The sequence below is a fragment of the Pyrinomonas sp. genome, from assembly GCF_040289685.1.
GTDB lineage: Bacteria > Acidobacteriota > Blastocatellia > Pyrinomonadales > Pyrinomonadaceae > Pyrinomonas.
Genome location: NZ_PSLQ01000063.1, coordinates 1 through 21,944 on the forward strand (window position 1 = coordinate 1; position 21,944 = coordinate 21,944).

At 59.1% G+C, this 21,944-nt stretch carries 16 protein-coding genes, 1 tRNA gene and 1 pseudogene; 10 read left to right on the forward strand and 8 right to left on the reverse strand.

Annotated elements, in window-relative coordinates; genetic code table 11:
• Positions 1–144 precede the first annotated feature (144 nt).
• From C4334_RS12165 to C4334_RS12175, 3 genes are read right to left on the reverse strand one after another with little or no spacing between them, the layout of a single operon-like run.
• Entirely contained in the window at positions 145–357 is a 213-nt protein-coding gene (locus C4334_RS12165) for a hypothetical protein (RefSeq protein WP_352432356.1), read from the reverse strand.
• Between the two features lie 21 nt (positions 358–378).
• On the reverse strand, positions 379–1,797 hold the full coding sequence (locus C4334_RS12170; protein WP_352432357.1) for a sensor histidine kinase: 1,419 nt from the start codon (positions 1,795–1,797) through the stop codon (positions 379–381).
• Positions 1,798–1,852: 55 nt separating this feature from the next.
• Positions 1,853–2,695, reverse strand: coding sequence for a prepilin peptidase (locus C4334_RS12175; RefSeq protein ID WP_352432358.1), 843 nt, complete (start codon positions 2,693–2,695; stop codon positions 1,853–1,855).
• A 189-nt stretch (positions 2,696–2,884) separates the two neighbouring features.
• Here C4334_RS12175 and C4334_RS12180 point away from each other — a divergent pair, with 189 nt between their 5' ends.
• Entirely contained in the window at positions 2,885–4,138 is a 1,254-nt protein-coding gene (locus tag C4334_RS12180; protein ID WP_352432359.1) for a D-alanyl-D-alanine carboxypeptidase, read from the forward strand.
• A gap of 250 nt (positions 4,139–4,388) precedes the next feature.
• Here the strand turns inward: C4334_RS12180 and C4334_RS12185 are convergent.
• From C4334_RS12185 to C4334_RS12200, 4 genes and pseudogenes are all read right to left on the reverse strand, one after another.
• Positions 4,389–5,834: pseudogene (locus C4334_RS12185) on the reverse strand (cryptochrome/photolyase family protein).
• A 96-nt stretch (positions 5,835–5,930) separates the two neighbouring features.
• Positions 5,931–7,244: a DASH family cryptochrome gene (locus tag C4334_RS12190; RefSeq protein ID WP_352432360.1), complete on the reverse strand. Its 1,314-nt coding sequence runs from the start codon at positions 7,242–7,244 to the stop codon at positions 5,931–5,933.
• Between the two features lie 240 nt (positions 7,245–7,484).
• Positions 7,485–8,279, reverse strand: coding sequence for a glycosyltransferase family 2 protein (locus C4334_RS12195; RefSeq protein WP_352432361.1), 795 nt, complete (start codon positions 8,277–8,279; stop codon positions 7,485–7,487).
• A 264-nt stretch (positions 8,280–8,543) separates the two neighbouring features.
• Positions 8,544–10,568 (reverse strand): TolC family protein, encoded by a 2,025-nt coding sequence (locus C4334_RS12200; RefSeq protein ID WP_352432362.1) that lies wholly within the window; start codon positions 10,566–10,568, stop codon positions 8,544–8,546.
• A 602-nt stretch (positions 10,569–11,170) separates the two neighbouring features.
• Between C4334_RS12200 and C4334_RS12205 the strand changes: the two genes are divergently transcribed.
• The 4 genes from C4334_RS12205 to C4334_RS12220 all read left to right on the forward strand — a co-directional run bounded on the left by C4334_RS12205 (position 11,171) and on the right by C4334_RS12220 (position 16,410).
• Positions 11,171–13,003, forward strand: a complete 1,833-nt coding sequence (locus tag C4334_RS12205; protein ID WP_352432363.1) for a hypothetical protein — start codon at positions 11,171–11,173, stop codon at positions 13,001–13,003.
• Positions 13,004–13,036: 33 nt separating this feature from the next.
• On the forward strand, positions 13,037–13,867 hold the full coding sequence (locus C4334_RS12210) for a glycosyltransferase family 2 protein (RefSeq protein ID WP_352432364.1): 831 nt from the start codon (positions 13,037–13,039) through the stop codon (positions 13,865–13,867).
• A 270-nt stretch (positions 13,868–14,137) separates the two neighbouring features.
• Positions 14,138–15,178, forward strand: coding sequence for an NAD-dependent epimerase/dehydratase family protein (locus C4334_RS12215; RefSeq protein ID WP_352432365.1), 1,041 nt, complete (start codon positions 14,138–14,140; stop codon positions 15,176–15,178).
• A 38-nt stretch (positions 15,179–15,216) separates the two neighbouring features.
• Entirely contained in the window at positions 15,217–16,410 is a 1,194-nt protein-coding gene (locus tag C4334_RS12220) for a DegT/DnrJ/EryC1/StrS family aminotransferase (RefSeq protein ID WP_352432366.1), read from the forward strand.
• Between the two features lie 222 nt (positions 16,411–16,632).
• On the opposite strand, the gene C4334_RS12225 is transcribed toward C4334_RS12220, so the two are convergent.
• Entirely contained in the window at positions 16,633–17,451 is an 819-nt protein-coding gene (locus C4334_RS12225) for a class I SAM-dependent methyltransferase (RefSeq protein WP_352432367.1), read from the reverse strand.
• A 388-nt stretch (positions 17,452–17,839) separates the two neighbouring features.
• On the opposite strand from C4334_RS12225, the gene gap reads away from it, so the two are divergent.
• The 5 genes from gap (at position 17,840) to C4334_RS12250 (ending at position 21,555) form a co-directional block, all read left to right on the forward strand.
• A complete protein-coding gene (gene gap / locus C4334_RS12230; protein WP_352432368.1) occupies positions 17,840–18,847 on the forward strand; it encodes a type I glyceraldehyde-3-phosphate dehydrogenase in 1,008 nt (335 codons plus the stop codon).
• 21 nt (positions 18,848–18,868) lie between these two features.
• A complete protein-coding gene (locus C4334_RS12235; protein ID WP_352432369.1) occupies positions 18,869–20,071 on the forward strand; it encodes a phosphoglycerate kinase in 1,203 nt (400 codons plus the stop codon).
• Positions 20,072–20,256: 185 nt separating this feature from the next.
• Complete coding sequence (tpiA, locus tag C4334_RS12240; RefSeq protein WP_352432370.1) at positions 20,257–21,018, forward strand: triose-phosphate isomerase; 762 nt, start codon at positions 20,257–20,259, stop codon at positions 21,016–21,018.
• Positions 21,019–21,043: 25 nt separating this feature from the next.
• Positions 21,044–21,427 carry a preprotein translocase subunit SecG gene (gene secG, locus C4334_RS12245; protein WP_352432371.1) on the forward strand — a complete coding sequence of 128 codons (384 nt, stop codon included), beginning with the start codon at positions 21,044–21,046 and terminating at the stop codon, positions 21,425–21,427.
• A 43-nt stretch (positions 21,428–21,470) separates the two neighbouring features.
• Positions 21,471–21,555 (forward strand) — tRNA-Leu (locus C4334_RS12250).
• Positions 21,556–21,944 lie beyond the last annotated feature (389 nt).

Sequence of the window (21,944 nt, forward strand, 5' to 3'; positions counted from 1 at the left end):
ATTGAGGGGGATTACAGCCCCCTCGCGCTCCCCCGTTTTTCTAAAGGGCCGTTGGCCGTTGACCCAACCTTTTGGCGGATCGTTGTTTGCCGAAGCGGTTCGGCGAGCAGAAAGCCGCTTCGTCCCCTTCGAATCAGATCCGGTCTAGAAAGGACGGGTCACGCGCTTTCGCTTTTTGCTCGGCGGACGCAGCAGCCACAAGACGGCTATCAGCAAAAAGAGCGTAAAGATGCCGAACGCGAGATCCACGCCGATGGCACCCAAACCACGTGAGCCGTTCACGCGCTGCAAGTGAAAGGTGATGTAGACGATCAAAATGGAGATCAGCGCCAGCAGAATCGGTCCTATTTTATTCATCCCGCTCCTTTCCTATCTTTTTCATCGCTCTTGGATCGGAGTCGGCAATTTTACCGTGAAGATCGCTCCATGGCGAGTCGAGTTGGCGGCTGTCAACGTCCCTCTGTGATCCGTGATGATGCGGTGCGCGAGCGCCAACCCGATGCCGTGCCCATCTCTTTTGGTAGTGAAGAATGGGATGAAGATCTTCTCGGAATCCTGCGCTCTGATCCCCGGTCCAGTGTCCTCGATTTCGAGGACGCTCCAAGAAGCGCCATGCGGATCTCGTTCGCAGTAGATGCGCACCTCCACTCGGCGCTCCGCCGCCTCATCCGGAATGGCTTCCGCCGCATTACGCATGATGTTGAGCAGCGCTTGACGAAGAAGCACGGCATCAGCGCGCACGGGGGCGAACTCTGCGACGATCTTCAGCTCGATGCGACGTTCCGCGTAAAGCGGGGCCAACTCTGCGCGGCATTCCTCGATCAGATCGCCGAGATCGACTTCGGTCAATTCAAGCGGACGCGGACGCGCGAAATCCAAAAAGGCCGTCACCATTGCCGAAAGATCGCGCACTTCGTCGAGCAACGCGGTGGCAGCCATGCTCTCGACCCCGCTCGCCCCGACGCGCTGCAAAAGCTGCGCGTAGCCTTGCAAGGTCGCCAGCGCGTTCTTGAATTCATGGGCCAAACCAGCGGACATTTCGCCTAGACTTTCGAGATTCCTCTTGCGCGCAACCGCTTCGCGCAATTCGAGCACCTCGGTGATATCGGTCATCAAGCAGAGCGCGCCGCCCGGCCTGCCATGCGCGGTGATGGGCGCAACCGTCACGCCGAGTTTGCGCGTGCGTCCGTCGCCGGTCGTGACGGTTACTTCTTCGCGCCGGTAGAGCGCGCCGTGCCGCAAACAGTCCTCAACCAGCTCGATCAATTCCGGCGCTGCTCTCAAGACCTCTTTCGTTTCAGCGCTGACCGCGTCCGTTTGCAGCAGCGCGCGCGCGGGGGCATTGATCACCGTCGCATGCCCTTCGGCATCGAAGGCGATCAAACCGGATGGCATGCTGGCGATGATGCGTGCGTTCAGCTCCTCGGCTGATTCAGCGCGCGCGCGCGCTTGCGCGTTCAAGCTCTCCAACTCTTTGGCTTGCGCGCGCAACTGCGCAACCACGGCTTGAAACGTCTCCAGAACGAACTCAGTCTCGTCGCGCGCCTCCGTGCGAAGCGTTTCGATGGGAGCGCGCCTGGCTTCGTCGAACAGCCGATGAAAAGGGCGCAGCAGCCATCGCGGAAAGAGTAGGATGAAAGGGATGCTGATGCTCAAAGTGACGACGAGCACCGCCAGCAGCACAGAGGCGCGCGGTGCAAGCGCGACCAATCCGAAGGCCAAGAGGTTGACGAGCAGAAGCAGCCCGATCAACAACGCCAACGCCAGTTGCGCGCGGTTCTCGTAACGAGAGAGCATGACGAGCACTCGTTAGACAGCTTGCGGAAGACGGCGAAAGAGCCGCCTTCGGCGCTCAAAAGAAGAATTGCAAGTACCAGCTCAACAGCGCGTCGCCAAAGAAGAGGGCGACCATCGCTCCTACACCGAGAAAGATGCCAAAAGGAAGCATCATCTGTAAATCGCGCTCGCCGCGGGCGAACATAACGGCGATGCCGACCGCGGCGCCGATGACGAAGGCAAGAAACATCGCGACGGCGGTGCGTGGCAAGCCCAAGTAGGCACCGATCATCAACATCATCTTGACGTCGCCCAATCCCATCGCTTCGACGCCGCGCAAGCGCCGCCACGCCACGCGCGCCAGCCAGAGCGTTCCTGCGCCGAAGGCCGCGCCTGCCAACGCCCCGATCAACGAGTTGGCCCACAAAGGGTAGCCATGCAAATTCACCAGATCGACCCGCGGGACCAATGTGCGCGCCGCCAAAACCATGATGAAGCCCGGATAGGTGATCGCGTTCGGAAGCAGCATGTGCTCGGCATCGATGAAGATGAGCGCGAGCACGACGGCGATGAAAGCGAGGTCGAAGGCGAGTTCCATCGTCAACCCAACGCGCGCGAAAGCCACAGCGAAGAGCGCTGCCGTCAACGCTTCGACCAACGGATAACGCGCCGAAATCGGCGCGCGACACGCGCGGCAACGCCCGCCGAGCACAAGGTAGCTGAGCACGGGGATGTTATCTTGTGGGCGGATCGCCGTTCCGCATTGCGGGCATCTGGAGCGCGGCATCACGATCGACTCTCCGCGCGGGACGCGATGAATGATGACGTTTAAGAAACTGCCGATGACGGCTCCGAGAGCCGCCCCAAAGAGGGCGAACAAAGCCGAGTCGGTCGCAGTGAAAATCTCTTTGGCAATCATCTCCTTGGAATCGGGTATCGGCCTACATTAGGCTGAGAGATGAAATTAGTGAAAATCTCTTTGGCAATCATCTCCTTGGAATCGGGCCGCCCTTTCGCTTGACGGGCAGCGCGAGCTTTTCGCATGATAGCGCTTTGCGCCTTCGGCGTGAAGGCGTTCGTCGTTCGAGAGACGTTTCGGGAGGAAAGCGTGCAACCTCGTCGATCAGCGCTGCTGATGATCGCGATTGGACTTGTCTTTACGACAGCGCTCAGTCTGGTTCCCTATGCTCTCAAGCTCTGGCAACGCGATGAAAGCCAGAGTTCGGTCCACTCCTTTTCAACCTACGCGGCCGATCTACCGTCGCCCATCGTGCGCGAGCCCGTCTTCGACGTCGCGGCTTGGTACGCTGCGCGCGGCGAGGAACTAGAACGTCACGGCGTTTACATCGAGACGTTGGACGGCAGCCAAGTGCTCGCCGCGCTCAATCCCGACGTACCGTTCAACCCGGCCTCGCTTTCAAAGCTGGCCACCTCGCTCGCCGCACTTGAACGCTTGGGAGCAAACCATCGCTTCCGCACAGAGCTGTATCTCGATGGCACGCTCGACGCGCGCGGCAATTTCTCCGGAAACATCTATGTCGCCAGCGACGATCCGCTCTTCGGCGACGTGCAAGCAGCAGCCATCGCCGCTAAGTTGCGCGCGCGCGGGATCCGACGCATCGCCGGTACGCTCTACGTCTCGCCCGGTTTCTGCTTTAACTTCACCGATGCGCCCGAAGAGGCCGCCGCACGGCTCGTGCGCGCGCTGAAGATGGGCCAGCCGAAAACGGGCGTCGCCGACCCACCGCCGTTTGCGCCGACCATCAGCTATGAATCGTATCGTCTACGCGACGTCTTGCTGTACATGAACGCTCACTCGAGCAACTTCGTCGCCGATCGTTTGACGGCGCTCGTCGGCGGTCCAGAAACGATCCAAAAGCTGTTGACCGAAAGGGTCGGGCTGCCTAGGCAAGAGGTCTTCATCGAGTGCGGTTCCGGGTTGGGACACAATCGCTTGACGCCGCGCGGGATCGTCGCCACGTTGCGCGCCTTGATCGAAGAATTGCAAAAGCAAGGTCTCTCGCCGGAAGAGATCATGCCCTTTGCCGGTTGCGACGCCGGAACGCTTCGCCACCGCCTGCGCGGGACGCCGCTCGAAGGAGCGCTCGTCGGGAAGACCGGCACTTTGACGACCATCGATGGCGGAATGGCGAGCCTCGCAGGCGTGGTTTACACCGCCGACCGCGGACCAGTGCTCTTCGCCCTGCTCAATCAAGGGCCACAGGTCTGGCAAAGCCGTCAAATGGAAGACGAACTGTTGCTCGAGCTCCTCTCCAACGAGAGCGCGCCGCGCGTTCCCGCCGGTTCGGCTTCGCGCCGCAAGTTGTTGCCGCCGCTCGCCGCTGAGACGAACGCGGAATGAACTGACGCCGAGACTCTTAAAAACGCCGCTTGCAATTCCTGAGGAGCACACCGAATGTTCGCCGGGCGCTCTTTCATCGCCGCTCGACGATGACCTCGCTTGGTTGGCAGCAAGTCGCGCTGCGACCCGTTTCAGCGCTTCTTCCGCCGCCTCGAAGCTAAGGCGCCCGGTAAGCGCCTACTACACGAGCTGATCTTCGACCTGTTTCAGCACCTCTTCCGCCCTTTTGATGATCTCGCGCCGGAAGCTTTTATCGAACCGATCCCAAGTCTTGTAGATCATCTTCATCCGTTGATTCCGCCCGAGCCGATCGCGGTGGACTCCGAGGAAGTTCCAGTAGAGCGAATTGAACGGGCAAGCGCGCGCCCGTCTTCTCTTTCGGATCGTAGAAGCATTCGTCGCAGTAATCGCTCATCTTCCGAATGTATGAGGCCGACGAGACGTAAGGCTTGGTGCTGACCAATCCGCCATCGGCGTACTGTGACATGCCGTGCGTGTTAGGAAGCTCGACCCATTCCACTGCGTCGGCGTAAATGCCCCAATACCACTCATCCACTTCAGCCGGATGCGTCAGATTGAGCAGCGCGAAATTACCTGTGACCATCAATCGCTGAATGTGATGCGCATAAGCGTTGTCAAGAGAGTTCCGGATTGCGTTCCTCAGGCAATTCATTCGCGTCTCAGCGTTCCAGTAAAAAGATGGCAGACGCCTCGTATGACCGAAGTGGTTCGTCTGCTCGTAGGCAGGCATCTCTTTCCAATAGATTCCGCGCATGTACTCGCGCCAGCCGATGACTTGCCGGACGAAGCCTTCGACCTGATTGATTCGATAACGCGATGGGTCCTGACGGTACGCTTCAACGACCGCTTCCACGACCTCCTTCGGATCGATCATCTTCAGGTTCAAAGCGAAAGAGAGGCGCGAATGAAATAGAAAAGGCTCGGCGTCGCATATCGCGTCCTGATAGTCCCCAAAGTGAGGCAGTAGATTGCGGATGAAATGCTCCAACTGCTCCAAAGCCTCTTTCCGATCGATCGGGAGCAGGAATTCGCTCCGCGGACGACCGATGGTGCGAACGCCAGCTTGGGAAATCTTTTCGAGAATCGGTCTCACGTCGTGTTTCTTTTGCCAAGGCGCAGGGACCTTCGAATTTTTCGGTAACGGCTTACGATTCGCTTCGTCGAAGTTCCATCTCCCACCTTCCGGTCCACCTTTCGCATCAAGCAAGATGCTGTGCTCCTTTCTCATGTGCCGATAGAAACTCTCCATGAGAAGTCGCTTCTTTCCCGCGAAGAATCGGGCCAGTTCATCGCGCGTTGTGAGGAAATGTTCGGCGTCGTAAGCTCGCGTCTCGACGTTCAGACGCCGACAAAAGAGCGCCAGCTCTTCGTCCAAACGCCATTCGTCAGGCAGTTGGTATTCGAACCTTTGAATTTGGAACTTCCTGATCAGCTCCAGCAAGTTCTCCGCGATCGACTGGCGATTTCTCGGATCGTCGATGGCGAGATAAAGGACGCGATGACCTGCTCGACGTAAACGATCGGCGAAGCGCCGCATGGCGAGGAAGGACCCAACCACCTTTTGAACATGGTGTTGAACGTAATCGGTCTCCTACCGGACCTCCATTAAACAATACAGGAAGTCGTCGCGCCGCTCGCCGAACCACGAATGTTGCGGATTCAGTTGATCGCCCAAAACGAGCCGTAAGACGTTCTATCTTTTCTTCATGGTCGTTCGATCACGTTTTAGGCCACGTCCGTTGCAGCCATCGCGGATCGGCTTGGCGGCGAGTTAGAACGAAGCGGCCTCCTTCAACCAGAGCCGACGGTACTCACCACCGGAGTCGTAGCGTTGGGCTTGCAATTCGGGATCGAAGACGCGGTCGCGCGGATCATTGCCGACGCCGGCGACGTACTGCCAGTTGCCGTAGTTGCTGTGCACGTCGTAATCGACGAGCGCGGATTCAAAGTAGGCCGCGCCGATGCGCCAATCCACTTCGAGGTGTTTTGCGAGATAAGAAGCGACGACTTGCCGTCCACGATTGCTCATCCAACCAGTCTGCTTGATCTCCAACATATTGGCGTTGACGAAAGGCGAGGAGGTCCGGCCATCGGTCCAGCTTTGCACCAAGCCTTCGTCTTCTCTCCACTTCCGCTTCTTCCTTCTGATGCCGCTGCGGTGAAAGAGCCAATCGCCATGCTCCATCGATACGTATTTGAAAAATTCGCGCCAGAGCAATTCGAAGAAAAGCCAGTAGGTCGAATCGTTGCCGCCGAACTCCGCCTCGTAGGCGCGCAGTCGCGCGACGATGACGCGGACCGATAACGAACCGTTGGCGAGGAAGGGCGATAATTTCGAGCTGTAGTCTAAACCGATCAAACCATTGCGCGTCTCTTTGTATTTCCTGACGAGATGAGAGTCGAATAAGTAGTACTGCAAACGTCGCTGCGCTTGGCCTTCGCCGCCTTTCAAAGCGAAAGCGCTGTGCGGATGCGTTCTCCTTTCCGCCCTCTCCAAACATGCGGGCAAGGCGGTCGGCAGGTCCAGCGCCACTCGTTGCGACTTCGGAGATGGTTCGGGGAGCGGTTTCGTCGGGTCCAAGCGCTTCTCCAACTTTTGGCGAAATTGTGTGAAAACGTCCGGAAGCGAACGGAACAAAGAGCCAACTCGCTCGGGATGATAAAGCAGTTGATCGTAGAAGCCGCGGAATTCGACTTGCGGGAAAGTCCACCTACAACCTCGGATTACGTCTCGCTCTTCTTTGGTCCACTCGTTCTGAAAATAGACGGCCTCGAAGGGGAACCGCACGTGGACTCGGCGCAAAGCCTCGCTCGCCTCTTCGTGAAAGAGATAGAGCGGGACGTTCAAGCGGCGCAAGTTCTCCTGCAGGTCAAGCACAGTCTCTTTGAGGAAGGCCGCTCTAAAAGGGCCAGTTTTGAAGAACCCGAACTCGTCGTGCTGCCAATCTTTCGGATGAGCGATGTAAACGGCGATCAGCTCATCGCACTCTTCCATCGCCCTGTTCAAAGCTTGATTGTCGTGGGTTCGCAGGTTGTTCCAGAACCAGATCAAGCCCTTTTTGTGCCGCGCTGCTCCTGCCGACATACTACACCGATCCAAACTCTTTTCCGCGATTTTAGCACCCCTCAAGCCTCGCCGCACGACGGATGCTTTCGTGCGACAGATCCAAAGGCGAGGATTTCGCTGCCGACCACCGATGCCTTCGATTCGTCCGTCGCCCCTCTGAAGATGGAAGGGGAGGCGCTGCGCCGAGTTCGAGTCGCAAGAATGCAGGGCGTGGATGGAATGGTTTCAGGGATTCGTTTCGCCCGAAGGATCCGAGCCTCACGGCTCAGTTTGCCGCGCCGAACTCGCACGAGCCGACTTCCGCTGTAGCTCCCACAACATCAAGTGCTTGAGGAAGGCGTGATGCGCGGCGAAGCGCGCAATGGCGTACCCAGCCAGTCCATCGCGAAAGCCGCCTTTGAGCACGAAGCTTCGCACGAAGGCGAGCGGGCCAGCGAGCGCGATCGCAAGCGGCGAGGTCCGTCGTCCAGCCTCGAACATTTGCCGCGCACCTAATGGCGCATACCGCTCGCCGATCATTCGGTGATGATGCGCTGCATCGCGTATGCTGTAGTGCAGAAGATCGCCTCGCAACGTTTCGACTCTCGCCCCCGCTTCCATCTTCACGGATTCGTGGACGTAAGCCCCCTGCCACCGTCCGCGCGCGCGATGATACAGGCGTAATTGGTAATCCGGATACCATCCGCCACCGCGAATCCAGCGCCCCATGTAGAAGGAACGACGCGCGATGCGGTAGCCATCGGCCAATGCCTTTTCATCCAGCGTGCGCAAGCGCGCGATCGAATCGGCGAGTTCCGCTGACACGCGTTCGTCGGCGTCGAGGCTGAAGATCCAATCGTGCGTCGCCGACTCGGCGGCAAACTGCTTCTGCCGTGCGAATCCGGGCCACGGACGCTGAACGACGCGCGCTCCGCAAGCGCGCGCGATGGCGCACGTGTGATCGGTTGAGCCGGCATCGACGACGAGCACCTCATCAGCCCAGGCGACCGACGCGCACGCAGCGCCGATGTTCTCTTCTTCATTCAAAGTGATGATGGTCGCCGTGATCTTCACGATGGGAAGCGCAATTGATCGCCGATCGTCTTGAAAGATCGTTCGACGGCTCTGAAGAACCTAGTCTACGACGCGGACGCTTCAAAAGCGAAGCGGGAGATTTCATCTTTGCGCGCCGCGATTCGCAAGTTCATTGAGAGCGCTTTGCCGTCAGCGAAACAGGCGTTCTCATCGGTTCCTCGCAACGCGCTTTCGTTCTGCGCCCGCGGCTCGTTATGGCGACGCTACAAAATCTCAGCGTTGCAACACGTCATCTTTCGTTTCTCATTTACGGCTCGCCATAGGCGATGCCACCGTGACGTTGTTTGCGCGCAAGATGGAGCCGACGGCGCGGCGCAGTTCTGCCACCGCTTTGTTGTAGTCGGTTTCGGCTCTGATCTCAAGGTTGCGCGCGTTGGCCAGTTGGTTCTCGCGCTGAAAGAGCAAAAAGGTCGTCGAACGTCCGACTTGGTAAAGTCGTCGCTCGCCTTCGAGTTGAACTTCGGCATTGCGTCGCGCTTCGCGCGCGGCGATGACGCGCTGCCGTGCGCTTTCGACCGCTTGCACGGCGTTGCGCACTTCGACGGCGACGAGCTGCTCTTGTTGACGTCGCGTGGCCGCCAGTTGCTCGCGTTGAATCAGCGCGCCAGCTAGATTGGCTTCCGCCGTTCGATTGCGCAATGGCAGCTCGATGCGCACGCCGACCACGACGTTGCGCGTATCGAAGCGAAACAGATTGCTCAAAGTCTGACCGTAACCACCCACTAGGCTCTCCGGCACTTGCCGCGTCTGCGGCGTGACAAGCGGCACGTTGGCCGGCGGCAGACCCAATGCTGCGCGCAGTTGGTTCACTTGCGCGAGCAGAAAGGCGTTGGCGTTCGCCGCCGGATCGCCGAAGATCAGCGGCACTTGTCCGGTCGGCGTGCCCGTTCCAGCGGTCAAACCGCCCGTCAACGTCCCGGTCGGCACAACTGGACTACCGGCGAGCCCCGTGGTCGCCACCGTAGCTTGAAGATCAACGCGCGGCTTCGTCTGATTGCGAAAGAAGTCAAGATCGAGGCGATTGACCTCCTCTTCGAGCCGCAGACGCTGCAGTTCGGGCCGACTCTCGCGCGCTTCGACGAGCAACGAAGAGAGTTCCAACGGTTCCGGATCGAACGACGGTTCGTCGGTTGGCAGGATCTCCGCGCTCCACTCGAGGGCCAACGGATCGCGCAGGATCAAACGTTTCAAGTTGTTCTCGGCGACGGTCACGGCCTGCGCGGCCTGCAGCAATTCGGCTTCGCGGCTTGAAAGTTCGGTCGCCACTTCGGCCCGTTCGATCGGCGCTGCAGCGCCGGCAGCTACGCGCGCTTCGGTCAAACGGAACTGTTCGCGCGCGAGATTCAGGTTGGCCGTGCGGTTGTCCAGATCACGGCGAGCGAAGACCAAATCCCAATAGGCCTGCTCCACTTGCGCGATGATTTCACTGACGCGCCGACGGAACTCCGCATCTGACTGTTCCAGCCGTCTGCGTTGGACACGGATGTCGCGCCGGTTGCGGTCGATCGCGCGGTTGCGGACCAAAGGTTGAACGAACTGTATGCCCAAGCTCGACGAATAGAACGGATTCAACTGGCTGAAGGTCGAAGAGGTTGACCGGCGGAAGTTATTGAAGAAGAGTTGATACTGTCCGCCGCCGAAACCGAACTGTTTGCTCAAACTGGGACCGAAGTTGAAGTCTGTGGTCGAAACCGTGCCGCGTTGATCTGATCCGGCGAGCACGCTAGCCACCGGTTCCACCGTGCTGCTGACCTGCGGCGTGATGGCAAAGATCGGATCGTACACGCCCTCAAGCGCGCGCAAAGCCGTCTCCGCCAGTCGCACGTCGTCGCGCGCGATTTCGATCTCGTTGTTGTTCGCTAGCGCCAGTCGAATGGCTTGGCGAAGAGCCAGCGGAAGTTTTCGGTCGCGCTCGACGCCGACCCGTTTGAGATTTGGAAGCGGTGGAACCGGGCGCGGTTCGGCAGATGGTAGCTGCGGCTCGCGCACCTGTTCGATCGGTGGCGCCGTGCGCTCCAAGTTCTGGTCCACCGGGCGGGGCGACGTTGAGGGGGCAGGGGCTTGTGGCGCGGCGCGCGTCGGGCCGCTCGGCAAAGTTTGCCCCGGCGTCGTTGGACGCGCTTCTGCTGCTGGCGGCCGTGTTGGGTCTTGCGCCGCAGGCGGCGTCTGCCCCAAAGCGACAGCGAACGAGAGCAGGAGCAGAAGAGAGTTCATCAACAAACCGCGACCGATCTTGCCGACGCTGATCTTCCGAGGGCAACTATTCATACATCGCGTGTCGGTTTCGGGCACGTTAGCGCCAATGCGAGCAGCGATCTTCAAAGCGCGACTTTTCACACTTCCTCCCGCGATCATCATCGAGTTCTTGTCAGAGGCCGCTCTCGGTGCGGCAACCGAAGCGGCACAAGTTTATTACGCTTCACCGTCCGACGCGGTTTCAAATCTCTTTTCGATGATCGCCGATCAGATGACAGAGCGCGATGGACGTGGTATGCTGCCCGCCCCGAACGAGAGAGAGACTAAAAATTTACGCGGGTACGAAAGCGCGATCTTCGCGAAGATGGTTGATCGAACGTGCAGATGAGCGCCTTTCAATCCTTTTTCGCAGATTCTTGGAGTTGGCTCGACGATCTGTTCGTTTTCGACCGGCGTCGCCAGAAGAACCACGCGCCCACGAGAGCGGCAATCAACAGCGCGACGCTTACGCGAGTGCGACGGAGAAGACTGACTCCAACGACCAAAGCGAAGATGAGCGTGCCGGGCGGGGCGAGAACGAGAAGTGCCGAGACGAGCGCGACGGCGGCGCGCTTTGCGCCTCCTCGTCTCATCTCGCTTCGGAAGTTCTTCGGCCACATGGCATAGACGTTAGCTTGAACACCGCGATCGGTTCAACGTTTCACGAAACGAGACCGGTCAACTCTTTCGATATGCTCGACGAACCGTTATCGAAGACTCTCCCTCGCGCCGTCGAAGCGCACGGCAGGCGCGAAACAGGTACAACAGCGCATGGCATGGCGTGGGGGATACTCTTCTGCCTAGCTTTGCTTCCGCCGTTGGTGACGGGAGCGCTCATCTTCAACTGGGGCATCGATGTTCCGTACCATGATCAATGGGAATTGGTCCCCATCTTTGAAAAAGCGTTGCAGGGGCGGCTTTCGCTCGGCGACCTGTACGCTCAGCAGAACGAGCACCGCCAATTCTTCCCCAACCTGATCTTCGTCGTTATGGGGCTATTGACGCGCTGGAACGTGCGGTGGGAGATGGGCTTGATTTTCGCTCTCGCTTGCCTCATCTCGCTCGGCATCTACTTTCTCGGCGAACGAACGCTCGACAGCACGCGAGCGCAAAGGGCGTGGCTCTACCTTCTATCCAACCTTCTTATCTTCAGTCCGGCGCAATACGAAAACTGGCTGTTCGGCGTGCAAGTCGTCTATCTGATACCCACGATCTGCGTCCTGTTCTGCATCTTCGTCGCCCGTTCCAGTTGGCCGCTCTCCGTCAAGTTCACGCTCTGCATGGCAGCATCGGCGGTCAGCAGCTTCTCTTGCGCGAACGGGTTCGCTTGCTGGTTGATCGCGCTCCTGCTACTTTCAAATTGTAGGGCGAAAGATCCGCAAAGCAAACTTCTTTGGATAGGAGCGTGGATGGCAGGCTTTGCGGCGAGCGTCGCGCTCTATTTTTACGACTACCATTCTCTGCCCTATCCGAGAGCGAACGCGCTGCCGTTGCCGTTAGCCGCTTCCGGATATTTTCTCATCCTTTTAGGCGCGCCGCTCTCGTGTGGACGTCCTTGGCTCGGTTTGATTGCCGGGGCGGTGACGTTGTCCGTCTTCGCCGCGGTCTGCTACAGATTGTGGAGGATGCGCGAAGAGGGCGATTTAGTCGCGCGCGCTATATGCTGGATCGCGCTCGGAACCTATTCTATCATCACCGCTGCGCTGATCACTTTCGGGCGGTTCAGTTTCGGCCTCGAGCAAGCGATGGCTTCGAGGTACATGGGTTTTTCGATCTACCTCTGCATCGCCACGTTCTATCTAATCCTGATGATCGCGCGTCACACACGCCGCAGCGAACCTCATCCCGCTGTCCGGTGGATGACCCCGGCGTCTGCCGCGCTTGCGCTCTATCTTGGAGTCTTTTTCGCGGGGGCGATACATCACATGCGCAATTGGTCGCGCGAACAGTTACAAGCAAAAGCGTGCCTTCTCTTCATCGATCTGCTTCCCAATGGATGCCCGAAGCGAACTTTACATCCGAATCGAGAAAAGCTGCGCACGCGCGCCGATGCGCTCGACGCAATCGGTTTCTTGCGGCCCCGTCTGATGCGCAGCCTCAGGGTGCGGGACTTCGCCGCGTCCGATGCCAACGTGCGCGGCTCTTTCGATGGGCTGGTTCGTCGCGGAGAGACACAATACCATGCCTTCGGTCAAGCCCGGTTGAAAGACCGACCTGCCGACGCGGTGCTCCTCGCTTACGAAGACGACTCCGGTCAAGAGATCGTGTTCGCGCTCGCCCAGACCGAGATCGTCGAACGGCTTCGCGAAAGGTTGCTCGACCGCCGTGGGCAACGCGAAACGCAGTGGCACACCGACTTCAGGCTCGACGCGCTTCCGCCCCACGGGAGGCGGATAACGGCATGGGCATTTGATGCGAACACCGGCGAAGCCTTCCTCCTTCGCGGCGCGCACGAACTCGACGAATGAACGCCCGAAACCGCATCCGAACAAACGGTCAACATGAGCGAGCGACGCGAACTCGATAACCGCCAGAAGATGGAACGAGCGAAACGTCCCAGCATAAGCGTCTTCTTCCCGGCGTTCAACGACGAGAAGACCATCGGTCCGTTGGTAAAAGAGGCGTTTGCGGTCCTGCCGACGTTGACCGATGACTACGAAGTCATCGTCGTCGATGACGGGAGCAGCGACAGCACGGCTGAAACGCTCGACGAACTGGCGCGGCGGTTTTCGGGCTTGAGGATCGTCCGTCACGAACGCAACCGAGGCTACGGAGCCGCGCTGCAGAGCGGTTTCGCGCACGCACGCAAGGAACTGGTCTTTTACACAGACGGCGATGGGCAATACGACGTGCGCGAGATCGTCGAATTGCATCGGCTGATGACGGAGCGGATCGACGTCGTCAACGGTTACAAGATAGCGCGCGCCGACGGCCGGTTGCGCGCTTGGCTGGGACGAACCTACAACTACCTCGCTCATCTCCTCTTTCATCTTCCGATCCGCGATGTGGACTGCGATTTTCGGTTGATCCGTCGCGCAGCGATTCGTAAAATAGCGCTCGCCTCGACAAGCGGAGCGATCTGTGTGGAGCTGGTCCACAAACTAGCTTCTGCCGGTTGCGTTTTCGCAGAAGTCCCTGTGCATCATTACCCGCGCGCGCATGGCAGGTCGCAGTTCTTTACGCTGCGGCGCGTAGCGCGGACCATCTTCGATCTCGTCGCTTTGCGTTTGAAGTTGACCGCGCGGAAAGGTTCAGGTCATAGAACAGCGCGGGATCGCGCAGCGAAGGAACGCGCGCTCGATGATGGTGTGCGCTCCGTCTTGCGGCGCTGAAAAGGGAAACAGCAAACATCGCGCAGCCGATGCGCCTGATCGAGAGTTGACGGGCTGCTTAAGACCGCGTACGAGGACGCGCCGACTCAACTGTTGATCGTGCAGCCCCCTTGATCCGATGTCGCGACGTGACTCGTATATAACGATGAACACGAGCGAAGCGTCCAAGAGCGCGCCCGACGAGCCCGCAGCGCGACCGTGAAGCTGCCGTGTAAGAGGTTACAGCGGAGGGAGTGAGGATGACCCGAAGATGGCTTCGAGTCGTCCTCCATGTCAAGGGTGAGATCAAAATTCAACGTTTACAAAGGCCGCTCCGTGCTGATCACGGGCGGGCTAGGTTTCATCGGGAGCAATCTAGCGCGCCGCCTCGTGGAGATCGGCGATGTCGAAATCACCATCGTCGACGCGCTGGTCCCGGAGCAAGGCGGTAATCCCTTCAACATCGAAGGGATTCGCCACCGCGTGACCGTACACGTCGCCGACATCGGCGATGAGGTGGTCGCCAACCACGTGGTCGGCGGCGTTGACTATATTTTCAACCTTGCCGGCAGCACGAGCCATCTTGATTCCATGCTCTGCCCGCAGCGCGATCTGGAGCTGAACTGCGCGGCGCAGCTCGTGCTGCTTGAAGCTTGCCGCAACTTCAATCCGCACGTGAAAGTCGTCTTCACGAGCACTCGTCAGGTTTATGGCGAACCGCTCTACCTGCCCGTCGATGAGCAACACCGCGTCTCGCCGCCGGACATCAACGGCATTCACAATCTCGCGGCGGAGCACTATCATCTTCTTTACCACCGACTGTACGGACTACGCAGCGTCATCCTGCGATTGACTAACACATACGGCCCACGACAACTCATGAGCCACAATCGCCAGAGCTTCGTCGCGTGGTTCATTCGTCAGGCCATCGATGGCGGCACGATCGAGCTTTTCGGCGAAGGGCGGCAGCGCCGCGACCTCAACTACGTTGACGACGTTGTGGATGCCCTTCTGCTGGCCGCAGCGAGCGATGCGACCGACGGTCAGATCTACAACCTCGGCAGCGAAGAGCCGATTGCGCTCGCCGATCTCGCCAAGCTTTTGATCTCCATGACCGGCCGCGGCCACATCCTGTGCACGCCCTTTCCGCCAGAGCGTCAATTGATCGACATCGGCAACATCTATACGAGCTACCGCAAGATTGAAGCCGCTTTGGGTTGGCGCCCGCAAACGCCTTTGCGCGTCGGACTGGCGCGCACTTTGGAGTTTTATGCACGCCATCGCGAACACTACTGGAAGACGCAAAACGCTTCTTCCGTCAACGAACGTTGAGCCGGCGATTGCGAATGACAGCCTCCGTCGATGAAGGGATGCCGAAAGTTGTGAGAAGGATCTTCAATCCTCAGGCGTCGGAAGGGATGAGCGAGATCGAACGCCGCAGCCCTTTTCACACGACCGTGCCCTTTCTCGATCTTTCGCGGCAGCATCAGGAGATCGCGACCGAAGCGGATGAAGCTTTGCGGCGCGTCGCCGCTGGCGGCGATTACATTCTCGGACGAGAGGTGGAAGCTTTCGAACGGGAGTGGGCCGCCTTTTGTGGCGTCGCTGGAGCTGTCGCCGTCGCTTCCGGCACAGATGCGCTGACGCTCGCTCTTCTGGCGAGCGGCGCTGTCCGCAAAGGGCGCGGCGATGAAGTCATTACGACGCCGCTCACGGCAGCTTATACGGCGCTCGCCATCGTCAACGCCGGTGGCGTGCCCGTATTCGCCGACATCTGTCCTCGTTCGCTCACGCTCGATCCCGCAGCAGTCGAACGCGCGATCACGCCGCGCACGCGCGCCGTCGTCCCGGTCCATCTTTATGGTCGCTTGGCCGATATGCAAACGATCAATAACGTGGCCGCGCGCTACGGATTGACGGTGATCGAGGACGCGGCGCAGGCTCACGGGGCGAGCATCAACGGACGAAGAGCCAGCGCTTTCGGCCATGCGGCGGCTTTTAGTTTCTATCCGACGAAGAATCTCGGCGCTTATGGCGACGGCGGCGCTATCGTCTCGGATGATCCGGAGCTGTTGGAACGCGCGCGCATCTTACGGCAAGGCGGTCATCCGGAGGCGCTTCGCCGCGCAACAGAAGGGCGCAATTCGCGACTCGACGAGATTCAAGCAGCCGTGCTTCGCATCAAACTCCGTAGGCTCGAAGAATGGAACCGAAGGAGGCGCGAAACGGCTCACCGTTACTCTTCAGCCTTCGAGCGAACGAAGCTCATCATACCAAAGGTCAGAGATGAAATGTCGCATGTTTACCATCTATACGTCGTGCGACACGCCGCGCGCGATCGATTGCGCGCGCATCTCGACGGGCATCGAATCTCGACCATGATTCACTACCCCTTTTTGCTCCACCAGCAACCGCTCTTTTCGTCTGGCGCGCGGTCGCCCCTTCCCGTTGCTGAAAGGGTGGTCGGCGAACTGCTTTCTCTTCCTCTCCACCCACACCTCACAGAAGAGGAGACGAGCGCTGTCATCGCTGCCGTTCTCGACTTCGAAAAAGATGCCGAATGAAAACTTGAGGCTTCGAGAGAGCGCGACCTCCGGCGCGACGAAAAGCATCCGAAAGTCGCATTGCGCGCCCCAGTTGACGCCCAATGCCCCCGATGCAAAAGGGTCCTTCGGTCCAGCCCATCACTGAAGAGCACCAGCGTTCAACGCTACGAATCGGAATCCACGGCGGTCATCTTTCGTAAAGAGATTTAGCTTTCGATCTCGCAATTTGCCGCACCGTCATCAATGCCCCTTGCGCGCAAGGCAGATGGCCGAAAGGCCGAACCTGAGGTTCATTCGACGCAACAGGCGCGCTTCTGCTTCGAGCGCGCGCGTCAAGGGAAGATTCAACCACTGCCACCGTGGACCGAGCGGCCTCACGTCGGAGCCGGCATCGGCAAGCCCGATCCGTTTCAAAATGAGCCGACGCACAAACGCGGCAGGAAGAAGAAAGGTGTTGGCGTAAGTGGCGCGCACGATTTCGAATCCGGCGCGCTCCATCAAACGAGTTAACTCGCCGAGTCGATAACGCTTCTGCGTTCCCAAGGCCAGATCGTGACCGCTGCGCATCCACTCGTAAGCAGCAACGCGAACCAGCGCGATGCCGCCGCAGTTGAGCACACGATGCATTTCGCACGCGGCCCTTTCGGCATCCTCTTCCTGCAACTGCACGAGGACATCGAAACTGGTCACGAGATCGAAGGTGTCGTCGGCAAAGGGCAAGTCCGTGACCGAGGCTCGAATCAGATCTTTTCCACCGCTTTCGCGGCAAAAACGGAGCGCTTCGTCCGCAAGATCGAGGCCGACGACCCTTGCCCTGTAACGCGCAAGCCAGCGGAGATTACCGCCTGTGCCGCAGCCCGCGTCGAGAATCAATCGGCTCTGCGAGAAAAGCGGTGGTTCATCGGTTGATCCGCCGACTGGTCCAGCCGCCGCATCGAGAATCAATCGGCTCTGCGAGAAAAAGGGATCGAGCAATGCCGCCGTGATGGCGCGCATTCCAACGAACCACCAAAAATCCTCTTCGAGATCGCACAACAACCTGTAATCTTCCGCCTTCACCTTCTCTCCCCGGATCGTCAGCATTCCGCCGAAAAGTCACGATGAGAACGACGCTTCATCAAACGCCCGCCGCGCACAGTCGACGCAGGCGACCTTCGCCGCGTCGCAAAGCAAGCGTGCGAGCGCGGTGCCAAAGACAACCGAACCAAGCGATAGGACGCAGCGACAATATAACCTCCTGTCAACCCTACGGCGAGCGGCTCCTGACCAATCGCGCGGTGACGCTGCGACGGGAGATCTCTTTTGTTGTACGACGCAGCAAATAACCGCGAATTTGATCTGCTTGACAGCCATCGGCGCGGCGCATTATCTTGCCCTTTCCGTCTTCAACGTTGACGCAACAACGGAACGGGAACCGAAGCTGAGCATCGTCGAAGGAGGATTGCGAATGGCAGTCAGAGTCGGCATCAACGGGTTCGGACGCATCGGACGCAACGTTTTACGCGCTTCGCTGGGCGACCGGGAGATAGATTTCGTCGCCGTCAACGATCTTACCGACACGCGCACGCTCGCGCATCTGCTCAAATACGACTCCGTCCTCGGCAATCTCGAGCAAGAGATCTCACACACGGAGAACAGCATCCGCGTCGGCGACGATGAATTTCGCGTCTTCTCCGAAAAGGATCCAGCAGCGATCCCGTGGGAAGAGGTGGGAGCCGAGATCGTCATCGAATCAACGGGGCGTTTCACTAAGGCCGAAGACGCGCGCAAACATCTGCGCGGCCCCGTCAAGAAGGTGATCATCACGGCGCCGGCCAAAAACGAGGACATCACCATCGTCATCGGCGTCAACGAAGATCGCTACGACCCGCGCGAGCACCATATCATCTCCAACGCTTCGTGCACCACCAATTGTTTAGCACCGGTGGCCAAAGTGATTCACGAGAAGTTCGGCATTCGCGCGGCGCAGATGACGACCATTCATTCTTACACCAATGACCAACAGCTTCTGGACTTGCCGCACAAGGACTTGCGCCGCGCTCGCGCCGCGGCGCTCTCGATGATCCCGACCTCGACGGGAGCAGCCAAAGCGGTGGCGCTCGTCATCCCGGAACTCAAAGGCAAGTTCGACGGCATCGCCGTGCGCGTTCCGACGCCCAACGTCTCGCTCGTTGATGTCGTCATGGAGGTTGAACGCGAGACGACCACCGAAGAGGTCAATCGAGCGCTGAAAAATGCGGCCAACGAGGAGTTGCGCGGCATCCTCGGCTTCTGTGAAGAGCCGCTGGTTTCGATCGATTTCCGCAAAGATCCGCGCTCGTCGATCGTCGATGCCGAATACACCAAAGTCATCAACGGCAACCTCGTCAAAGTGCTTTCATGGTACGACAACGAGTGGGGCTATTCGTGCCGCGTGCGCGATCTGGTCAAATACATCGCGCAGAAAGGTCTCTGATCAAGCTTGCACTTTTCGCCTATGAAGAAACTCTCCATTCGCGATCTCGATCTGATGGGCAAGCGCGTCTTCGTCCGCGTCGATTTCAACGTGCCGCTCAAAGACGGTGTGGTGGAAGACGATACGCGCATTCGCGCGACGCTGCCGACCATTCGTTACGCTGTCGAGCGCGGCGCACGCCTCGTGCTCGCTTCGCACTTGGGCCGCCCAAAGGGACAACGCAACGAAAAGTACAGCTTGCGCCCTGTAGCCGGACGGCTATCGGAATTGCTCGGTCAGAGCGTCGATTTCGCCGACGATTGCATCGGTGACGAAGCGCGCGCGCGATCGGAAGCGCTGCCCCAAGGCGGCGTGCTTCTTCTCGAAAACCTTCGCTTCCATCCGGAAGAAGAGAAGAATGACGATCGTTTCGCCGCACAGCTTGCCGAACTCTGCGACAAGCTCTACGTCAATGATGCCTTCGGTTCGGCTCACCGCGCGCACGCCTCCACCGAAGCGATCACCCATCATGTGGAGAAAGCCGCCGCCGGATTGCTGATGGAGAAAGAATTGGAGTACTTGGGGCGCGTGCTCAACGATCCGGAACACCCTTTCGTCGCCATTCTTGGCGGAGCCAAGGTCTCCGACAAGATCGAGGTGCTCACTTCGCTGATCGAACGGCGCGTGGACAAACTATTGATCGGCGGCGCGATGGCCTATACCTTTTTGAAGGCCGAAGGCTTTACGGTGGGCAAGTCGCTCGTCGAAGATGACAAACTCGATGTCGCCCACAAGATCAGGCGGCGCGCCGAAGAGGCCGGGATCGAATTCCTCTTGCCGACCGACCATCAAGTCGTCGATCGTTTCGATCCGCTCCACAGCCGTCGGACGATCCCCATCGAGTTCACCACTGCCGGATTGGTCGGACTCGACATCGGACCGGAGACGATCGCGCGTTTCACGCGCGCGCTCGAAGACGCAAGGACCATTGTCTGGAACGGCCCGATGGGCATGTTCGAAGAGAAACCTTTCGACCAAGGAACGATCGCCATCGCGCGTGCGGTGGCCGAAGCCGCCGATCGTGGCGCAACTGTGGTAGTCGGCGGCGGAGATTCGGTTGCCGCCGTCACCGCGGCAGGCGTTGCCGACCGGATCACGCATATTTCGACCGGCGGCGGCGCGACGCTCGAATTTCTGGCCGGGAAAAAGTTGCCCGGCGTCGAGGCGTTGACCGACAAGAACTGATCGAAATTCGGGGGTGCCCCTTGCGGTCGGGTGCCCAGTTCCAGAGTTCGATATTGCGGCGTGAGATCGCCTTGAAAGCTCAAACCGAACGTCCGCTCATCGCAAAGTTCGTCTCTTCGAGGCCGAGCAAAGAGCGAAGGCCTTCGCGCGGATTCGATGATCCCGGAGAAAAGCTAAGACTGCCTATGCGTCGCCCCGTCATCGCCGGAAACTGGAAGATGCACAAGTTCATCGCCGATTCAGTCACCACAGCGCTAGCGCTCAAGCCGCTGGTCGTCAACGCGAATCACTGTGAGATCGTCATCGCCCCGGTCTTCACAGCGATCAAATCGGTAGCGGACCGGCTTGAAGGGTCCAACATACGCGTCGCCGGGCAGGACTGCGCGCCCGAGCAGAAGCACGGCGCGCACACGGGCGAAGTGGCTGCCGACATGTTGCGCGATGCGGGAGCGAGCTACGTCATCGTCGGTCATTCTGAAAGGCGACAGTTCTATGGTGAAACGGACAGCATGGTCAACCGCAAGGTTCAAGCGGCCCTCGCCGCTGAATTAACGCCCATTGTCTGCGTGGGCGAAACTTTGGCGCAACGCGATGCTGGTTTAGCTGAAAGGGTAGTCAAAGGGCAGATAGACGGTGGGTTACGCGATTTGACAGTTTCCGCGCTTGAACGTATCATAATCGCTTACGAACCCGTTTGGGCGATCGGCACGGGTCGTACCGCGACGCCGGAGCAAGCGCAACAAATGCAAGCTTTCATCCGACGCATCATCGCGGAGAGGTTTGGAGAAGAGGCGAGCCAACTTTTGCGCATACTCTACGGCGGTTCCGTCAAGCCAGACAACATAGCCGGATTGATGGCTCAGCCGGATATCGACGGAGCGCTGGTTGGCGGGGCGAGCCTTGAAGCCGAAACTTTCGCGAAAATAGTCCATTACAACGCCGCTTGAAAGCGGCAACGAGAGGGGAAAAGCCTTGCTGGAGTACGTCCTTTACGGCATATACACTTTGGCCTGCATCGTCGTCATCGTCGCCGTGTTGCTTCAGCCAGGCAAAGCTGACGCGGGCGCTCTCTTTACAAGCACTTTGTCGAGCGCAGCTTTCGGACCGCGCGGAACGCAGACGTTGCTTGCCAAGATCACCATCGGGGCGGCAGCCGTCTTCATGCTCATCGCGTTGACGTTGTCGTTGCCAGCGGTGACGCAAAAACGGTCCGTGCTTCAGGCGGAGCCGGAAGCGACACCGCAACCAACGGCGACGCCACAACCATCGCCGGCAACGTCGAACTCAAACGCTGCATCCACTGCGACGACGACGCCAGCGGCAAGTCCTCAATCGTCGCCTGAAGAAAAACGCTGAGCGACCCTCTTTGACAAAAGACCAGAGAAGCTCACCCGAGCGTGCCGAAGTGGCGGAATAGGTAGACGCGCACGTTTGAGGGGCGTGTGGGGAAACCCGTGTGGGTTCGAGTCCCACCTTCGGCACCAATCTCCTCAAGCAACGCTTGAAGACGAGCTTCAACGTCTAGAGTTCGAGTCCCACCTTCGGCACCAATCTCCCTTTTTAATGCTGCTTGACGCGGGTCTTTACGGAAAATCTTTCGACTCCCCCTTCGGCACCAATTTCCCTTGTTTTCAACACGCGGAAGACTTTGAGGATGCAAGCTCCATGCTCGCCATCCGAAGAGGTTACCCTCTTCATTGACACTCCCACGGCGCGAGAGCGCGTGGGATTCACGGTTTGTCGCCACTTGCCCACCATGCGCGTGACGCGCCTTCGACCGCACGTGGGGAGTCCGTGTATCCCACCCATGAAGGGGATGGGTTTTATCCCTCTCCCAACCCCCTCTTTTCTATGAATCAGCCCGCAGGATTTA

Bases quoted from the DNA above. Each gene is read 5' to 3' on its own strand.
- C4334_RS12165 (WP_352432356.1), bottom strand. From the start codon at position 357: ATGAATAAAATAGGACCGATTCTGCTGGCGCTGATCTCCATTTTGATC.
- C4334_RS12170 (WP_352432357.1), bottom strand. From the start codon at position 1,797: ATGCTCTCTCGTTACGAGAACCGCGCGCAACTGGCGTTGGCGTTGTTG.
- C4334_RS12175 (WP_352432358.1), bottom strand. From the start codon at position 2,695: ATGATTGCCAAAGAGATTTTCACTGCGACCGACTCGGCTTTGTTCGCC.
- C4334_RS12190 (WP_352432360.1), bottom strand. From the start codon at position 7,244: ATGTCGGCAGGAGCAGCGCGGCACAAAAAGGGCTTGATCTGGTTCTGG.
- C4334_RS12200 (WP_352432362.1), bottom strand. From the start codon at position 10,568: ATGAATAGTTGCCCTCGGAAGATCAGCGTCGGCAAGATCGGTCGCGGT.
- C4334_RS12210 (WP_352432364.1), top strand. From the start codon at position 13,037: ATGAGCGAGCGACGCGAACTCGATAACCGCCAGAAGATGGAACGAGCG.
- C4334_RS12215 (WP_352432365.1), top strand. From the start codon at position 14,138: ATGTCAAGGGTGAGATCAAAATTCAACGTTTACAAAGGCCGCTCCGTG.
- C4334_RS12220 (WP_352432366.1), top strand. From the start codon at position 15,217: ATGCCGAAAGTTGTGAGAAGGATCTTCAATCCTCAGGCGTCGGAAGGG.
- gap (WP_352432368.1), top strand. From the start codon at position 17,840: ATGGCAGTCAGAGTCGGCATCAACGGGTTCGGACGCATCGGACGCAAC.
- C4334_RS12235 (WP_352432369.1), top strand. From the start codon at position 18,869: ATGAAGAAACTCTCCATTCGCGATCTCGATCTGATGGGCAAGCGCGTC.
- tpiA (WP_352432370.1), top strand. From the start codon at position 20,257: ATGCGTCGCCCCGTCATCGCCGGAAACTGGAAGATGCACAAGTTCATC.